This window comes from Acidobacteriota bacterium, from assembly GCA_016196065.1.
Classification (GTDB): Bacteria; Acidobacteriota; Terriglobia; order Terriglobales; family Acidobacteriaceae; genus Acidiflorens.
In genome coordinates this window covers 1,365,563-1,382,658 of sequence record JACPYL010000010.1, presented here as the reverse complement: position 1 = coordinate 1,382,658, position 17,096 = coordinate 1,365,563, and the positions used below count along the sequence as shown (strand labels likewise).

General features: G+C 57.0%; 10 protein-coding genes. 7 read left to right on the top strand and 3 right to left on the bottom strand.

The genetic code is table 11. The features are described 5' to 3' along the window. Nucleotides 1-5 precede the first annotated feature (5 nt). On the bottom strand, nucleotides 6-2,633 hold the full coding sequence (locus HY010_08995) for a FecR domain-containing protein (protein MBI3475856.1): 2,628 nt from the start codon (nucleotides 2,631-2,633) through the stop codon (nucleotides 6-8). Beyond that, nucleotides 2,630-3,193 carry a sigma-70 family RNA polymerase sigma factor gene (locus tag HY010_08990; protein MBI3475855.1) on the bottom strand — a complete coding sequence of 188 codons (564 nt, stop codon included), beginning with the start codon at nucleotides 3,191-3,193 and terminating at the stop codon, nucleotides 2,630-2,632. Before HY010_08990 ends, HY010_08995 begins: the two co-directional genes overlap by 4 nt. Nucleotides 3,194-3,404: 211 nt before the next feature. Between HY010_08990 and HY010_08985 the strand changes: the two genes are divergently transcribed. The 7 genes from HY010_08985 (at nucleotide 3,405) to HY010_08955 (ending at nucleotide 15,376) form a co-directional block, all read left to right on the top strand. Further along, complete coding sequence (locus HY010_08985; protein ID MBI3475854.1) at nucleotides 3,405-4,808, top strand: galactokinase; 1,404 nt, start codon at nucleotides 3,405-3,407, stop codon at nucleotides 4,806-4,808. A 125-nt stretch (nucleotides 4,809-4,933) separates the two neighbouring features. Continuing rightward, on the top strand, nucleotides 4,934-5,689 hold the full coding sequence (locus HY010_08980; GenBank protein MBI3475853.1) for a DeoR/GlpR transcriptional regulator: 756 nt from the start codon (nucleotides 4,934-4,936) through the stop codon (nucleotides 5,687-5,689). 290 nt (nucleotides 5,690-5,979) lie between these two features. Further along, a complete protein-coding gene (locus tag HY010_08975; GenBank protein ID MBI3475852.1) occupies nucleotides 5,980-9,402 on the top strand; it encodes a TonB-dependent receptor in 3,423 nt (1,140 codons plus the stop codon). A gap of 158 nt (nucleotides 9,403-9,560) precedes the next feature. Beyond that, nucleotides 9,561-11,726: an SUMF1/EgtB/PvdO family nonheme iron enzyme gene (locus tag HY010_08970; protein MBI3475851.1), complete on the top strand. Its 2,166-nt coding sequence runs from the start codon at nucleotides 9,561-9,563 to the stop codon at nucleotides 11,724-11,726. A gap of 40 nt (nucleotides 11,727-11,766) precedes the next feature. Further along, entirely contained in the window at nucleotides 11,767-12,873 is a 1,107-nt protein-coding gene (locus tag HY010_08965) for an alkaline phosphatase family protein (protein ID MBI3475850.1), read from the top strand. Between the two features lie 53 nt (nucleotides 12,874-12,926). Continuing rightward, entirely contained in the window at nucleotides 12,927-13,766 is an 840-nt protein-coding gene (locus HY010_08960; GenBank protein MBI3475849.1) for a c-type cytochrome, read from the top strand. Nucleotides 13,767-13,786: 20 nt separating this feature from the next. Continuing rightward, a complete protein-coding gene (locus tag HY010_08955) occupies nucleotides 13,787-15,376 on the top strand; it encodes a PQQ-dependent dehydrogenase, methanol/ethanol family (protein MBI3475848.1) in 1,590 nt (529 codons plus the stop codon). A gap of 115 nt (nucleotides 15,377-15,491) precedes the next feature. Here the strand turns inward: HY010_08955 and HY010_08950 are convergent, their stop codons facing one another. Next, nucleotides 15,492-17,069 (bottom strand): hypothetical protein, encoded by a 1,578-nt coding sequence (locus HY010_08950; GenBank protein MBI3475847.1) that lies wholly within the window; start codon nucleotides 17,067-17,069, stop codon nucleotides 15,492-15,494. Between the last annotated feature and the right edge of the window lie 27 nt (nucleotides 17,070-17,096).

Here is a 17,096-nt window from a genome sequence, read left to right as displayed (position 1 = left end):
TGTACTCACTGAGTTTGAGAAGGATGACTCAGGGCTTGGCCCAGCATCATCTGCGGCAGGAAGGGCCCATTATCGCCCATCGTCAGCAGTGTGCCCAGATCAAATCCCATGAAGCCCGTGTTACTCGCCACGACGATCCGGTCCGGTTCGCCGTACACATAAATCAAGCCGGGAGCCGAATTTGCCGTGAGCGCGTCGATCGATTGGCGCTGCTGCGGAGTCAGTGCTCCGCTTGCCTTCAACTGCTCAGCAATCGGGCCCACTACCGGGCCTATGTTGTGATAGAAAATTGCCGAGAAGTTAGTGTAGCCATCATTCGGAAGCAGCGCTTGAAATGCCGTCGAGTGGGTTAACGCATATCCCGCCTGGCGAGTTTGAATGGCTCGCGAGATGGTGTTGATGTCGGGTGCAGCAATCAGATAACTGTCGACAAAGGTATAGTCCACTTCGGAGTTCAGCTTGTTGGAACTGTTGATGATGAAGTAAGTCTGCGAACCCACTTTCCGCGTCGACAACCGGAGCGAGTGGCCCTGCGTGTTCCCTTCCCGATTAAAACTATCCACCAGTTTTGAGATTGTCGCTTGCAGCGTTGCCGGGTCGTACACTTCGAAAATCAATTTCCAGCGCGGCGTTGGCAACACCGGGCCGTCAAACGCCATGGTCACCTCGCCGCCTAGAGGAGCCGCGATGTCGTCCAGCACACGCACTCCGCTCTTCGCTTCGAATTCGGCCAGGTGTTGAGAAAACTCTCCGTTATTGCCACCGACCATCTGGAAGAGATCTTCGATGATGCTTCTGGGATTCTTGATCACCGCAGACGTCACCATGCTGGCCTCGGGCGAAACAAACTCCAGCGACCCCATGGAAGCAGGTGCGGCCAGCCACGATGCAACCCCTTGCCGTTGCGAGGCAAACGACAAGGCGGCCTGATTCTCCGTCTTGCCGCCGACTTCGCGATGTTCCATGGTCAAGTAGCGCACGTCCCCGATCCCCGGCGGCAAACTGCTATTGCCATTGCTATCCACATGTACGTTCTGGACCACGATTTGTTCCATGTCGGCGCAGAAAAGCCACTCCGCTCCCTGCTGGTAGGCGTGCGCAATCTGCTGGTAGAAAGCCGTTTCAGCAAAATGGCTGCTGTTGCCTTGCTGTGTGCGCATCACGGCACGCTGCAGTTCCGCCACGTCGGAACTCGCGATCATCAGTCCATTATTTACGTAAACCAGTAACGGTTTGTTAGACACCGGCACCACTGCCCATGGGTTGCGAACGACTTGCAGGGCAGGCTGCGATGGATTGGAAGTCAGATGGCGGCTCTCACTCTTCAGGAATCCTTCCAGTCCCGACTGCCGCACTCTCGCCAGCACTACCGGCTCGGTATAGGTCGTACCCGTCTTTCCCGCAGCGAACACGATCTCGTCTCCGAGATAGCTGCTGAGTGTCTTCAGCTGATCGAGGACATCTTCGAGTTTCGGCCCGTTTCCTTTTTGTTGCTGCTTCCACCAATTGCGCAGCGCCGGACTCTGCTGCAGGCGATCCTGGAAAAGCCGGTTGGCCTCACCGAGAGTGCTGGCAAGATTCGGGATCGCGGCATAGACCACGGTGTTGTCCGGAAGGTACGGCAAAAGATCGGAGCTATAGCGCAGTCCCGGCCCCGGAATCGCCGCCAGCTGTTTCTGCAGGATGGAGAAGTCTCCAAGCAAGGCAAGGTACTTCGCTGAATTCCTGCTCCACGCAATTTCGTTCTGGATCGATACCTTCGAAACACTGGCGTTGGAAGTTGCCTGATCCCCGGCGCGCAATTCGTCTGTGCGTTCTGCGTAGTCGACCCGGACCACGCCTTCGATCACCGCCACGCGTGAGCCTTTGGTCCCATGATTCACAGAGAAGATTGTTCCCTTCACCGCGACCAGGCAATCGGCAGTTGCGACGTACAGGTGACCCGAACGTTGCTTCGCTGCCTGCACAATGACCTGACCGCCATCCAGATGGATGGTCGTTCCCCTCCAGGCGCGCGATACCGAGAGTTCGGCACGTTCGCCCATCTCGACCAACGAGCCATCCAAAAGTCGAACGACCGCCGATGATCCCTTCGCCGTGCGGATCTCGTCTCCGTTCCGGATCTCATAGCCCGCTGGAACAAGGCGCATTTCCTCGCCCGATACTGCATAGAGCGAGCCGTCCACCGTCTGGACCGAAGCGCGAACGGGATGTTGGCCGGGAAGAAATCCGTTGCTGTAAGCCAGCACCGCGAAGGCGACTGCAACCACCGCGGTTGCTCCCATGGCCCAAGACCACGCCAGCGGTGAACGACGGCGCCTGCTATCCGCCCGCCAAACCACTTGCGACTCGCCTGTACGCGCTCGTTCAACGGCGTGGCGGCACGCTACACACGCGTGCGTATGATCTTCCAACAACATGGCGCGGGCCGGAGCGAGTTCCTTCCCAAGATATGCGGGGATCAGCTCTTGAAAATCTTCGCAGCTGCGCAGAGTGTGTTTTCCGAGTTCCGCGGCAGGAGACGAGCCGGCAATCGACTGCCAAACATGGTCGCTGGCATGGGCAACAGTCTCGTCGTCCACGTGCTCGTTGCGAATTGCCGACAGCAAACGGTCAAACTTTTTGTCCTTCATGGCCGGTCTCCTAGATAAGAACTGAGCTCCTTCCGGAGCTGTTGCCGTGTGCGGTAGACAATGACCGCCACGAATACTTGCGAAATGCCTAGCGTTGTCGCGATCTGCGCATTATTCAGGCCCTCGAGGAAACGCAGGGCGAAGACCTCTGCCTGCTGGGGCTTGAGTTGTGCGAGCGCCCGAACCAACGACTGCCGCAGTGCAGGCCTGACCTCGCCGTCGCTGTGATCGGCGGGTTCCTCGGGCATTTCTGACAGCCCGATTGTGCGATCCCACTGCCGTATCCGAATTACATCCAGGGACGCATTGATTGCCGCCCGACGCAGGTAACTCTCTTCGTTTTCAATTCCTTCGGCGAGCGATCTGCTTCGCAGCAGGCGAAGAAATACCGTCTGCAGTACATCCTCGGCATCCGCCGAGTTTCCCGTGATCCGGTACGCTGTGCGGAACACCATTCCGTGCTGCGTCCGAAACGCCTGCTCGAATTCGTAGGGAATCGCGATTGCCGGTTCCTCTGCCAGTATGCTTTGCAGGTTACGCCTCCGAAGACTTGCTTTCATAACTAAAGACGGCCCGCCGGCGGGATTATTACAGGGGGCCGTGAATATATTTCCACGGACCAGATTCTTTAGTCAGGCTGGCGACCAGGCGCCTGTCCCAGGACCAGGTCCAGGGGGCGGTTAGCTGGTTCGACTATGGCGACAACTACGCAGATTCAATCCTGATATCCTCTTCGTCCATGACTGGAGCCAGCATGATCAGGGAGGTAGTGTGACCGCCTTCGAGGAAACGGTAGCCCGCTTGCGTGGAGCAGGCACCTTTTTCTGCGCGGGATCGGCGATTCACATCAGCCGCGCACCCGGCCGCCTTGATCTGATGGGGGGCAACGTGGACTACACCGGCGGCTTGGTGTTTCAGTCAACCATCCGCGAGGCAACTTGGGCGGCCGTCCAACGACGGAAAGACCAACGTATCGTTTTCTGGAATCCACAAATGAAACAAGAGGGCTGGCTCGAGCGAGTGGATTTCGATTTCTCCTGGTTGAAAGATGAACCGTCAGTCCGGGAACTTGTAAACCGCACACCCGAATCACGCTGGACTGCATACGTGCTAGGGGTGTTCTACCTGCTGCGCTGCAAGTATCCATCACTAGTCACGAGCGGAGCCAATATTTATCTGGAGTCTGAAGTCCCGCTCAATCGCGGGGTCGGTTCCTCGGCGGCGATCGAAGTCGCGGTGATGAAGGCTGCCTCCGCCGCCTACGGCATTCACTTGCAGGGAGTCGAGTTGGCGGAAGCCTGCCAATGGACGGAGAACGTTATCGCCGAGTCTGCCTGCGGAATCATGGATCAAGCTGCCTCTGTGCTGGGCGACGAATGCGGACTCTTGCCTCTTCGCTGCCAACCCTGTCAACCGGGACCGCTCGTGCCGCTGCCGGCGGGGCTACGGTGCTGGGGGATCGATTCTGGAGTACGCCATGCGGTGACGGGTATTGAATATGAGGCAACTCGTGCCGCAGCTTTTGTGGGATACGAGATGATCTGCGAATGGGAGGATTTGGAGTTGACCCGTGACGAAAGCGGCAGAATTTCCCGATTCGTCGAGCCGCGATGGAATGGCTACATCTCGAACATTCCGCCTTCACTTTTTCGGTCGCAATATGAAAATCGCCTGCCGCTTCTTATCTCAGGAGAGGAGATACTTGCGCGCGGGAAGACCCATCCCGACGCGTTTACGGCGATACGTCCGCAAGTGCAGTACAGAGTGCGCGCATGTACGCGCTACGCGGTGGAAGAGAACCACCGCATAGAAACATTTGTGGAACTGGCGCGAGCAGCCGATTCGGAAGAGACCGAGGAACGCTTTCGCCTCATGGGCGAGTTGATGTTTCAGTCCCATTGGTCCTACACAGAATGCGGTTTGGGATGTGACGCCACGGATTTATTGATCGAGTTGGTGCGAGACGAATGCGGCCCTGGCAAACTATTGGGCGCCAAGATTACCGGCGGCGGAGGTGGCGGCACGGTGGCGGTGTTGGGGAACGAGGGCGCCGAGGAATCGTTCCGAAGAGTCGTGCGCCGCTATGCCGAGGCTCGCGACTACGAGCCACATGTCTTCGAGGGAAGCTCAGCGGGCGCGGACCGCTTCGGCATCCGCAACATGTCGGGAGTCTGACCTGGAAAGAACGTTTCTCCACTCTTTATCTTTTCGGGCATACGCAGAAATACCTTGACTCGATTCTCGGAACTATGGTCTGTTACTATTTCACATTTTTTGTGAGCATTTGTAACAGCACGCATATGCCAGTGATCCAGGATCGGCAGCGCGAAATTCTGCTGTTCATAAAGGAGAGGGCGACCGCCTCGATCGCCGAGACAGCGGCCCAATTCAACGTGTCCGAAATGACGATACGGCGCGTGCTTCATAAACTTGCGGACGCGGGACTGGTGATCCGGACGCCGGGCGGCGCGATGGCAACGCCTTCGGGTTCCATGGAAAAGAGTTTCCTGGAACGCTCCGCAAGGATGTCTGGCGCTAAGGACGCAATTGGGCGCGAAGCGGCCCGGTTGGTACATGATGGCGAAATCGTAGTGCTCGATTCCGGAACCACAACACGATACGTGGCGCGCTACCTCGCGTCGAGGCGCGACGTCACCGTCGTGACGACATCGCTGGCGGTGCTGGAGGAACTGGCGGGCAGTCCGGGTGTGCAAGTACGGCTGACTGGGGGGAAATACCGCCGGAGCAGCCACGACCTTTACGGCAATGCTGTGGTGGAGGCTCTCTCGGGCGTCCATGCTGACAAGGTATTTTTTGGGGCAGCGGCTTTTTCCTTTCAGAAAGGCGTAATGAACTACGACGGGGAAATGCCCACGGAGTTCTTGCGAGCAGGCCGAGAGCGCGTGCTCGTAATCGATAGCACCAAGATCGGGACGGAGGCGCCTTACCGGTTTTGCGCAGTAGAAAAGTGCGACATGGTAGTGACGGACAGTGGCATCAAGCCGGCCGACGCGGTGCGGCTTCGCAAATTGACCGGCGTGATGGTCGCCCAGTAAGCAAAGCTGTGGCGAGGTGGGTATCGGCTAGCGTGCTTTTCGTGGGGGCATGTCTTCGATCTGAGAGTTTCAGTGCAAGATTGTTGTTGCAGTGATTTGTTCGCCAAGCTCGGGTTTTCAATCCGGCGAGCCAATTCAATCTATCCAAAGCGAGGGGTGTTATGGTTCCGAACTTCAGACTGTCAAGTGCGAAAGCTCTGCGCGTGAGTGTGTCAATGGTCCATTCGAAGCTCCGCCAGCCTGCGGTTTTGTGGCGTGCAGTGGCCGGTGTCACCGGCCTGCTCTGCTTGATGCTTCTCGTCCATCCCACCGTAATGGTGGCGCAATCGACCCACGGTACTTTGCTGGGGACGGTGAAAGACCCGGGCGGGAGTGTGGTGCCGGACTCGGAAATCACGATCAAGAGTATCGAGGAGGGAGCCAGCCGCGTTGTCCGCAGCGACGCTGAAGGCAACTATCGGGTTCTCGATGTCAAGCCAGGACACTACCGCCTGGAAGCGCGCAAGGCTGGGTTCAAAGCACAAGTCCTGGAAGGGGTTCAGTTGCAGGCCCACCAGGAGCTTCGTGTGGACTTTCAGCTCAACGTCGGAACGGTCGCGGAAACCGTGGAAGTAAACGGGACTTATACGGGAGCCATTAACTCGGAGACGCCCGCGATCGGCGCCAGCCACAGTACCGTCGAAGTCCTGCAACTGCCTGCGAACTACCGCGCCAGCGGTTCCAGTACCAGCCCGCTGACTCTGGTGCAATCGCTGCCAGGCGTGCAGCCGGACAGCGACGGCAAGTACTCCGTGCAGGGCGGGCTGCCGTTCATGTCGGAAACATCCGTGGACGGCATTACGACCCAGGACACGACCTCAAACAATCCGCTGCGGAATGCCTGGCCTTCCGCGGAGTCGATTGGCGAATTGCGCGTGGATGGAGTGGGCAACAATGCCGAGTTCGGCCAGCCCGGCGAGATCACGACAGTATCCAAGAGTGGCACGAATTCCTATCACGGGGCTTTGTTCTGGTACCACCAGAACCGTGCCTTGGATGCGACTCCTTACGGCGCCGGTGAGGACGGGAAACCGCAGAAGATTGGAAATGACTACGGCTTCACCGTGGGCGGCCCGGTGCGGATACCGGGACTCTACAACGGACACGACCGCACCTTCTTCTATGGGACCTACGAGGGTTTCCAATTCCCGAAAGGAGACATCATCCACGATACCGTCCCGACACAGGCCATGCGCAACGGGGACTTCTCCAATGCTGGAATCGAGAACCTGAACAACCCGTTCACCGGCGGTTCTTATGGTAACCAGATTCCCACCGACGAGATCAGTTCGGCTGCAACCAAACTGATGACGCTGTTTCCTCTCCCCAATGTCGGCGATGTCAATTTGTTCGACGGCACCAGCAACTACACTGAGAATGTAGACAACAGCTACTATTCGAAGCAGTTCGATATTCGTGGTGATCAGTACCTCGGCAGCAAGATGCAGATCTTCGGCCGTTTCAGCTGGAAGAACATCCATCAAAACCAGCCTACGAATCTCGTCCTCCCTACCAGCGACTTCATCGACCAGTACCGGATGTTAGTGGTATCGGGAACCTACAACTTCAAACCGAACCTGCTCAACGAGTTTCGTTTTGGCTTCACACGGAACCACACAGGAAACACCAATCCATTTGACGGGCCCGGATTTGCCAAGGACCTCGGTCTGAACAATATCGGGGACAACAACCTCTTCTTTAATGGGGTCACGCAGATATCTTTCGAGAGCAGTATCAGCAATATCGGAGTGGATCGGCTGAGCAGCGTTTCCCAGTCCAACACCTTTCAGTACACCGATACGGCGACCTGGACGAAAGGGCGCCACAACATGAAATTCGGTTTTGACGTGCGCCATCTCGAGTCGATCACGCCGCTTGGTTTCAGTGGCGCCGATAACTATGGCAGCTTTGACTTCACATCGACATTCACGGGTTACGATTTCGCTGACTTCCTGCTTGGCCTTCCCACGAATACGTTCTACGACACGGTGCAGCAGGACAACCGCGGGATTTCCACTCACTACAATTTCTACGGGCAGGACACATGGCAGGTCACGCCGCGTTTCACTCTTTCCTACGGACTGCGCTACGAGTATCACCCCGGCTACCATGATTCCTCAGGAAACATCGGCAACTTCGATCCCTCGGTGCCGAAATCAGGTCGGGTCATCTATCCGGATGGCCATGCGTCGCTGCTTAATCCAGGCTTTCTGGCCAACTTCAACGCCTGCCCGAATCTCACCGATCCTGGCCCGGTAATTAACGGAGCCCCTTGTACGCAGGTTCTTTCGGCCAGCCAGGCCCACTTACCGCAATCGCTTCGTACCGCGGAAAAATTGCGGTTGATGCCCCGAATCGGAGTCGCATTCCGTCCGTTCAACAACAACAAGAGCGTGATCCGCGCTGGGTTTGGCATGTATAACATCACCACCCTGGGAGCCATCTTCTTCGCGCTGACCGGCACCCTTCAGTCCGGAACACAGGTGTTTGGAAACCAGCAAACGGAAACGGGCCCGCTTTACCAGTGGCCGCTCATCAGCGGCGGAGGCTCGGGATTCGGCGAACCGGATTACAACGCGGACTACTTTGGGACGGCAAACGATATCCACTTCAAAGATCCGCTTTCCTCTCAATGGAATGTTTCTTTCGATCACGAACTGCCGCACGGAATAGGGGCGCGAGTCTCCTACATTGGAATGAAGACGACGCATCTGGTCTGGGCGCCCAGTTACAATGACATGTCTTACTCGACCACGACGGCAGCCATCGACCGTCCCCAGAGCGATCGCCCCTTCCCCAACTGGGTGGCGGTCAACAACCGTGCAAGCAGCGCAACGGCCACCTACAATTCACTGCAAATGGAGGTCAATCGCCGTTTCCACAACGGCCTCTCGTTCAATTCGGCTTATACCCTGGCTCGGAGCATGGCTGACAACCAGGCACACCAGCAAAGCTTTGCCGACGAGAACGGCGGTTCCCGCGCCACCTATTTCTTCGATCGTCATCTCGATTACGGCAGGGTCTATGGAACCCGACGCCATCGATGGATATCGACCGCCATCTATACGCTGCCGATTGGCCGGGGACACGCGCTCGGCAATAACTGGGGCAAATTTCTGAACGGTGCCGTGGGCGGATGGCGCTTGTCCAACATCTTCCTGTGGCAGAGTGGTCCCTATCTCACCCCGTTCTTTGACAGCGGGGATCCATCGGGCACCGGTTCGGGAGACGATCGGCTCGCATCCCGCTCGCAGTATCCGGACCAAGTCGGCAATCCTGTCCCCGCACATCAGAGCGCTGACCAGTGGATCAATCCGGCAGCATTCGTCTGTCCCGGCGATCCGGACTGGCAACCGGGAGGGGTAACCTCTTGCAATATCGGCACCGGCGGCAGCAGTCTAGCTCCGATTGGACGCTTCGGTAACTCTCGCCCGGGAGCAGTCGTGGGTCCTGGCACCGTGAACCTCTCGACTGGCTTGATCAAGGAGTTTGCTTTGACGGAGCACGTGAACCTGACTTTCAACGCGAGTTTTACGAACGTGCTCAACCACACGAACCTGTCCGACCCCGAAATGAATATCGACAGCGGGGACTTCGGCCGCATAACATCCTCGCGCGATGCCGATTTCGGAGGGAACCGCACTGGCCAGGTCTCACTTCGCCTGGAGTTCTAACCGGCTGGGCTTTTGCGGGGAGGACGGCCCTCCTCCCCGCGCAGCATTAAACTACTCATCGAGTTCGCGCACAAAAGAACTTCGCACGGCCGGAGGAGACTATTGCCGCTGAGACCAGGTCTCGACACTTGCACATCACTTACGGAGGGTATTGAGTAATGGCGAGATTTTTTCTTCGCACTATTCTCTGTTTGTGTTGTGCGTTCTCGGCAGCTCTGCTGGCGCAAGACGTCAAGAATCCTCCGCAAGCCGAACAGTTTCCCGGACCAGACTGTGGTGGCTTGCCGTCTCTTTGGTTGCAACCGCCACGGCCTTGCCAGGCACGCGACATCCAGGAATGGCTGGCTGATCTGGAGCACTGGCGTCGTGAACGCATGGTGCGAATCGGCTTCGATTCGTCTGAATACGACCGTCCCGAACTGAAGTGGACCCAAAGCAGTTTCATTCAGCCGCAAATGATGGTTCACGAACGCTATTTCTACGATCCTGCCCTCCGCAGGTATACCGTGGACCGCTACCTGGATGATTTGGATCGCCGCTACGGCGGCATCGACAGCGTGCTGATCTGGCACCCTTATCCAAATCTAGGAATTGATGACCGCGACCAGTTCGATCTGTTGCGTGATTTGCCGGGAGGTTTGGAAGGCGTTCGAAAAATGGTCGGCGACTTTCATCGCCGTGGCGTGAGGGTGCTGTTTCCCATTGTTCCCTGGGACCAGGGCACGCGGGATGAAGGCGCGAACGAATGGACTATCACAGCAAAACTGATGGCTGACGTTGGAGCGGATGGCATCAACGGCGACACCTTCGAGGGTGTCCCGCGCGCCTTTCGAGTGGCCTCCGACGCTACCGGCCATCCCATCGCTCTGGAGCCTGAAGGTGGGCCCGAAGATGAGGCGGTCCAGTGGAACAACCTGACTTGGGGGTTTTGGGATTATCAGTTTGTTCCTGCCGTGTCCCGCTACAAATGGCTGGAACATCGCCACATGGTGAACATGACCGACCGCTGGGCTCAGGACAAGACGGAAGACCTGCAAGCCACGTTCTTCAACGGGATCGGCTACGTGAGTTGGGAAAATATCTGGGGCATATGGAACCAGATCACTCCGCGTGACGCTGAGGCATTGCGACGCGTGAGCAAGATTGAGCGCGCGTTCGCGGATATGCTGATCAGTCCGGACTGGGAGCCGCACACGCTGACTCTCAACTATGGCGTCTTCGCGAGCAAGTTCACGATGGGCGATCGCTCACTGTGGACGATCGTCAACCGGAATCCGTACGGAGTCGGCAATGTCGGGCAAGTGCGAACACCGTGGAAGGAGGGCGCACACTTCTTCGATGTTTGGCACGGCGCAGAACTGACGCCGCGACATGATGGAGACGCGGCAATTCTCAGCTTCGAATTAGAAGCGAAGGGGTTCGGAGCAGTGTTTGAAACTACTGCGCCCCTGCCAGAGAACCTCAAGCGAGTGTTGTCGGAGATGGCGCTTCTTTCGAAGCAGCCGCTCAGCAACTTCTCGCATGAATGGAAACCGCTACTCCAACAGATCGTAGCGATTCCGCCTACCAAGCCAGCCGCAGCCACGCCGGAGGGCATGGTCCAGATTCCGGAAGGTGACTACGCATTCAACGTCGCCGGCATCGAGATTGAGGGCTCCAACAATTTGGGCGTGGATGTGCAGTATCCGTGGGAAGCGGCGCCGCAGCGCTATCACCAGCACGGCCTCCACATGAAGTCCTTCTATATCGACAAGTACCCGGTCACCAATGCGCAGTTCAAGAAGTTTCTCGATGCCGCTCACTATCGCCCGGCTGACGATCACAATTTTCTGCGAGATTGGAAAGGCGGCAATTTTCCGCAAGACTGGGAGGACAAACCGGTGACGTGGGTTTCGATTGAAGATGCGCGCGCTTACGCGGCATGGGCGGGAAAGCGTCTGCCTCATGAGTGGGAGTGGCAATACGCAGCGCAGGGCACGGACGGACGCCTGTATCCTTGGGGCAACGAATGGGACGCGACGGCTGTACCTTCTCCAGACAAGAGCCGCCGGATGCGTCCTCCGACAGCCGTGACCGAGTTCGCCAAGAATTCCAGCCCCTTCGGTGTTCGGGATCTTGTCGGCAACGTGTGGCAGTGGACGGATGAATTCACCGATGAACGGACGCGCGCCGCGGTTCTCAAAGGGGGCAGCTACTACCAGCCGCAGGGGGCCATCTGGTATTTTCCGCAGGCTTACAAACTGACCGAACACGGGAAATACCTGCTGATGGCACCCAGCTACGATCGCTCCGGCACTGTGGGGTTTCGTTGCGTACAAGACTGAAGAAATCGAACCTGTTTCCGGGAGTAGGATCAATCCGATCATGACCATCATTACTCGTTGCATAGCAACACTCGTTCTCACGGTTTTCTGCGCCGTTGCTGGCTCGGCTCAGTCTACGGAGGTACGCGCCACTCAAAACATCATCATGGTCATGACCGACGGCCTACGATGGCAGGAAGTTTTTCGTGGGGCGGAAGCGTCTTTGATTACAAAACAAAATAAAGTCAAAGATGCGGCTGCCTTGAAAAAGGCCTACTGGCGCGACACTCCTGAAGCTCGCCGCGAAGCGCTCATGCCCTTCCTTTGGAGAACGATTGCCAAACAGGGACAGATCTATGGCAATCGCGACAAGGGGTCCGTTGCCCACGTCACCAACAAATTTTTCTTTTCCTACCCCGGCTACAGCGAAACGCTCTGCGGATTCGCCGATCCCGGTGTCAACAGTAACGACAAGGTTCCGAACCCGAACATCTCGGTCTTAGAATGGTTGAACAAGAAAGCGTCCTATCAAGGCAAAGTTGCCGCGTTCGCTGCGTGGGATGTGTTTCCTTCCATTCTCAACGCGCCGCGTGCTGGGTTTCCGGTGATCGCGGGATACGATCCGTTAACTACGCTGCCGGATAACCCTCGGGTCGACCTTCTCAATCACCTTAAGGTAGAAACGCCGCGCTATTGGGACGAGGAGCCCTTCGACAACCTCCCGTTCTATACGGCGGTTGAATATCTCAAAGAGCGTAAACCGCGAGTGCTTTACATCTCGATGGGAGAGACCGACGATTGGGCGCATGACCACAACTACGCCAACTACCTCGATGCAGCGCACCGTGTCGATGAGTACCTGCGTGTCCTGTGGGAGATGGTGCAATCCATGCCCGAGTATCGCGGCAAGACGACATTGATTTTCTCTCCGGACCACGGTCGCGGGAGTGGTCCCAAGTGGACGGAGCACGGGAGTGAGGAACCGCCATCAAAATTTATCTGGATGGCATTCATGGGGCCTGATACCCAAGCTCTTGGCGAGCGTTCCCATGTCCCCGTAGTAACGCAGAATCAGATCGCTGCAACCTTGGCGACATTTCTCGGGGAAGACTACAACACCGAAGTGCCCAAGGCTGGAAAGCCGATTGCGGACGTGCTGAAGCACTAGGCGTAATCGATCCAGAACAAGATCCGTTGTTGTATACAATCGAGTGCACTCTAATGACTAACGCTGGTCGATGGTCGCTGCTCTACTTCTCTCTAAGCATGTTTGCGCTAGCCAACGTGGCTACCGGACAAGAGTCCAACCCTTTTGCCGGCGATTCCAAGGCTGCACGGGCCGGCGAGTATGAGTTCCGCATCAATTGCGCCTTCTGTCATGGACTCGGCGCTCGCGGCGGCGGACGCGGACCTGACCTGAGCAAGGCCGTCAAACGTCACGGGAGTTCCGACGCTGACATCTTCCACACCATCAGCGGTGGTGTGGCCGGAACCGCCATGCCTGCCAATGGCACGAACGGCCAGGGCGTCGGAATGACCGACGCAGAGATCTGGCAAATCATCACGTATCTGCGAAGCATCGAGGTGAAAGCTCCCGCAGCATCTTCGGGAAGTGCGGCGCATGGGAAGCAGCTCTTCGAGGGTGACGCGAGTTGCTCCAACTGTCATATGGTGAATGGAAAGGGAGGACGCCTCGGACCTGATCTCAGTGGGGTATCGATCTCGCGGACGACTTCTGCTCTCAGCGAGTCGGTTCGCAATCCCAGCCAGCATCTAGCCTGGGGGCTCACTGAGGCGACAAAAGAATTTGCTCAGGAGTATCGTTCCGTCACGGTAGTGGCCGAGGACGGCAAACAGATCAAAGGCGTCACGTTGAACGAGGATCAGTTCACCGTGCAAATTATGGATATGGCTCAGGGGATCCATTCTTTCGATAAGAGTAAGCTGCGCTCGTTCCGAGAAACTCGCGAATCGCTCATGCCGGCGTATAGCGAAAAGGATCTCTCCGAGCAGGATCTGAAAGATATTTTGGCCTACCTGGCAAGCCTTGGAGCCGAGTAACGAATAGCCTCGATATGAAAATGAACCGACTTCTCCGTCACGGTACCGTATTCGTCTTCCTCGTCCTCGCTTGCTGTACGTCCAAAGCGCAGGTCACGTCCGAACGACTGGTGAACGCTGCGCGCGAGCCGCAAAATTGGCTGACCTATTCAGGCGACTATTCCGGACGGCGCTTCAGTGGGCTAAAACAAATCAACGTCGCCAACGCTTCTTCGCTGGTCAGCAAGTGGGTCTATCAGACTGCGGCTACCGGCAAACTCGAAACCACTCCTTTGGTGATCGATGGCATCCTCTATGCGACTGCGCAGGAGGATCGCGCCTTTGCACTGGATGCTCGCACTGGCCGTCCGATTTGGATATTCCAACATCCCCTTCCCAGCGACATCCGACCTTGTTGCGGCCGTGTCAATCGCGGCTTCGCAGCTTCCGGGAACAAAGTGTTTCTTGCCACTCTGGACGCACGCGTGATCGCGCTTGATGCCAAAACCGGCAATGTCGTTTGGGATGTGGAAGCAGCGGACTACAAAACTGGCTACAGCTTCACTCTCGCGCCTCTGGCAGTAAAGAATCTTGTCATCGTGGGAGTCTCCGGCGGGGAGTACGGCATTCGCGGTTTCATCGATGCCTACGAGGCGGAGACAGGTCGCCGCAAGTGGCGTGTCTACACGACTCCTGAGCCGGGAGCAGCCGGTCATGATTCGTGGGAAGGAGATTCATGGAAAGTAGGCGGGGCTCCTGCCTGGATGACCGGCACGTATGATCCGGAGACCAATCAACTGTTCTGGCCCACTGGCAATCCGTCTCCCTCCAATCGCGGTGAAGGACGGGCGGGTGACAACTTATTCAGTAATTCCCTGCTGGCGCTCGATGTCGACTCCGGCAAGATGAACTGGTTTTTTCAATTCACCCGCCACGACGAGCATGACTGGGACGCCACACAGGTGCCCATCCTTATTGATGTGCAGGGCAAACATCTGATCGCGCAGGCCAACCGGAACGGCTTTTTCTATGTGGTGGACCGCACGACCGGCAAGCTGCTCTCGGCCGAAGCGTACGCGCACATCACCTGGAGCGATACGAAAGATGCCGATGGCCGGCCAGCCCCGAACGCAACGAGTTCTCCAACTCTCGAAGGTCGCACCGTATGCCCCGGCGCGCTGGGCAGCACCAACTGGATGTCCCCCAGCTTCAATCCTGATACCAGCCTTTTCTACGTCACCGCTCGTGAGCAATGCGATGTCTTCAGCACGGCTCCTCAACCGTATGAAGCCGGACACGCTTACTACGGCAGCGCCTACTTCCCGTCGGACAAGGCGGAGCCTTACCTGGGTGCACTGCGCGCGCTCGATCCCACAACTGGAAAAATGAAGTGGGAGTTCCGGCATGTGTCACCAACGTGGTCGGGTGTTCTCTCGACTGCTGGTGGGCTGGTTTTCACTGGTGACGCCGAGGGCAATTTCATCGCGCTCGATGCCGCGGACGGAAAGCCGCTTTGGCATTTTCAAATGGGCGGAGCGGTTTACTCCTCGCCGATTGCCTACGCGATTGATGGAAAACAATTCGTGACCATCGCAGCGGGGAGCGCCATCTTCACATTTGCTCTGCCTTGAAATCGAGGTTCAACTCAATCGTCCCAGGATTTTTTTCTTGCCGTGGCGGGTGTATTAAGCGACCCGCCACGCACAAGAACCTTCTAGCCGCATTGCCGATCGCGGCGTTTCTTCGTTACACGTCCTGGCGGAGGTTGGCCCGCAGGGTAAGCGAGCCATCATCGTTCAGTTTCTGGTGACACGCCCATCGAACCGGATAACGCATTCCCTTCACCTCAATTTCGGCTCTCAGTTTCAATCCCTTCCAATCTGTCACGTTTGGCAACACGAATTGTGCTTGTCTGATCTTGCCCGGCAAGGGGTAGCCGGCATCCAGGCAACCACTCTTGAGGATTTTTCCGTCCTGGCTCTCCACGTTCACCCTCAATACGCCCGGGACGCCCGTGATGCCATCATTAGCAAAACCGACGATCAGCCCCTGGCAACCGCTGTCTTTATAGCTCCAGATGTATGACGGCCTTACCCGATAGCCAATGCGGCGATTAATCCGGTCGAACGCGGCCGGATAGGTCTGGTAGTAGTTCATCAGGTTCTTGGCGCTGATCTGGTGAAAGTTCCAAAGCGACCAGTAATTCGCGCCGACATCGATCACGTGATCGATCATGTTTTCTGCCGGGGAGATCCCTTCATGCGCTGCCTTGGGGTCAGGAGGCTTGCCGGGAAGCCCTTGCTCAAGCAGAGCGGCTACCCAGGGCGGCCGGTTGCTGAGTGCTTCAATCTGCTCGTTCTCGATAAAGATGGTGTCGCTCCGAATCCAGTTGTAGCTGCGGACCGTGCGGTCAACCAGTTCTGAATTGCCAACCCGGCTGTAGTCCGGTTGAGTATTCGTGAGCAGCGGGGTCTTCTTGAAGTTCTCGATTTGGACTTCGAGCATATTGACCCAGGTGCGCTCCGCTGTCAGAGAGTCTGGGAAAGGATTGTTGGCAAATGGCCAAGTGTGCCCTTCACCCCAGAAGCCGTACATGAAGGTGTCAATGAATTCGATTTGAGGGTTGCCATCGAATTCCGCCGCCAACGCTTCAACCAGTTCTTTGAATGCCTGCTGAAAAAAAGGATGGTCATATCGGGGTTGATAACGCGAATGCGGGTTCTCCAAATATCTTTTTGCTGATGCGCTGCTTTCCTGGTCGCTAAGAATCAGGTCGACTTTCGGCACTTTATCCAGGACAAAATCGGGGAGGGCAGCCTGGTGGGTATAGTCGGGAGCGCACATCTGAATTCGCAATCCGACGCGTTTGCTGTTCTTCTTCGCCAGTTCAAAAACAAGCTTGAGGTAATCGGGCAGATCCAGGCGTCCAGGCCGCGGCTGAACCTCTCGCCACGTCGGGCGAATGTAGAGCTGCTGGCCCAATGGAAATCGAACCAGATCTTCAATCGCCTGGGGGATGTTGTCTGCCTTGATTTCGTCCGTGCCACTGTCGGCCGTGATATAGGTGATCAGCCCCTTGCCATAGTTCGGTACAACGTCTTCCGTGGAAGTAGTGGTCATCACCACATCGTCAGTGGGGATTACCGCGTCCGGCGCATACTGGGGAAAGGGGCCTTGATTCAGACGGTCTTTCACGGGTGGGCCAGAACCAAAGTCGAAGCTACCCCAGTTATGACTTGGGACAACCGCGTGAGCCTGACCGGTTCCGAGTTCGGCAGCTACCGCCAACGCCACACTGCTTTTTATAAAGTCTCTGCGCTGCATCGATGTCCTCTCCTTGCGTGTCACCTT

Excerpts from the sequence above, each read along its gene's own strand:
- HY010_08995 (MBI3475856.1), bottom strand. The coding sequence starts at position 2,633 with ATGAAGGACAAAAAGTTTGACCGTTTGCTGTCGGCAATTCGCAACGAG.
- HY010_08990 (MBI3475855.1), bottom strand. The coding sequence starts at position 3,193 with ATGAAAGCAAGTCTTCGGAGGCGTAACCTGCAAAGCATACTGGCAGAG.
- HY010_08980 (MBI3475853.1), top strand. The coding sequence starts at position 4,934 with ATGCCAGTGATCCAGGATCGGCAGCGCGAAATTCTGCTGTTCATAAAG.
- HY010_08975 (MBI3475852.1), top strand. The coding sequence starts at position 5,980 with ATGCTTCTCGTCCATCCCACCGTAATGGTGGCGCAATCGACCCACGGT.
- HY010_08970 (MBI3475851.1), top strand. The coding sequence starts at position 9,561 with ATGGCGAGATTTTTTCTTCGCACTATTCTCTGTTTGTGTTGTGCGTTC.
- HY010_08965 (MBI3475850.1), top strand. The coding sequence starts at position 11,767 with ATGACCATCATTACTCGTTGCATAGCAACACTCGTTCTCACGGTTTTC.
- HY010_08960 (MBI3475849.1), top strand. The coding sequence starts at position 12,927 with ATGACTAACGCTGGTCGATGGTCGCTGCTCTACTTCTCTCTAAGCATG.
- HY010_08955 (MBI3475848.1), top strand. The coding sequence starts at position 13,787 with ATGAACCGACTTCTCCGTCACGGTACCGTATTCGTCTTCCTCGTCCTC.
- HY010_08950 (MBI3475847.1), bottom strand. The coding sequence starts at position 17,069 with ATGCAGCGCAGAGACTTTATAAAAAGCAGTGTGGCGTTGGCGGTAGCT.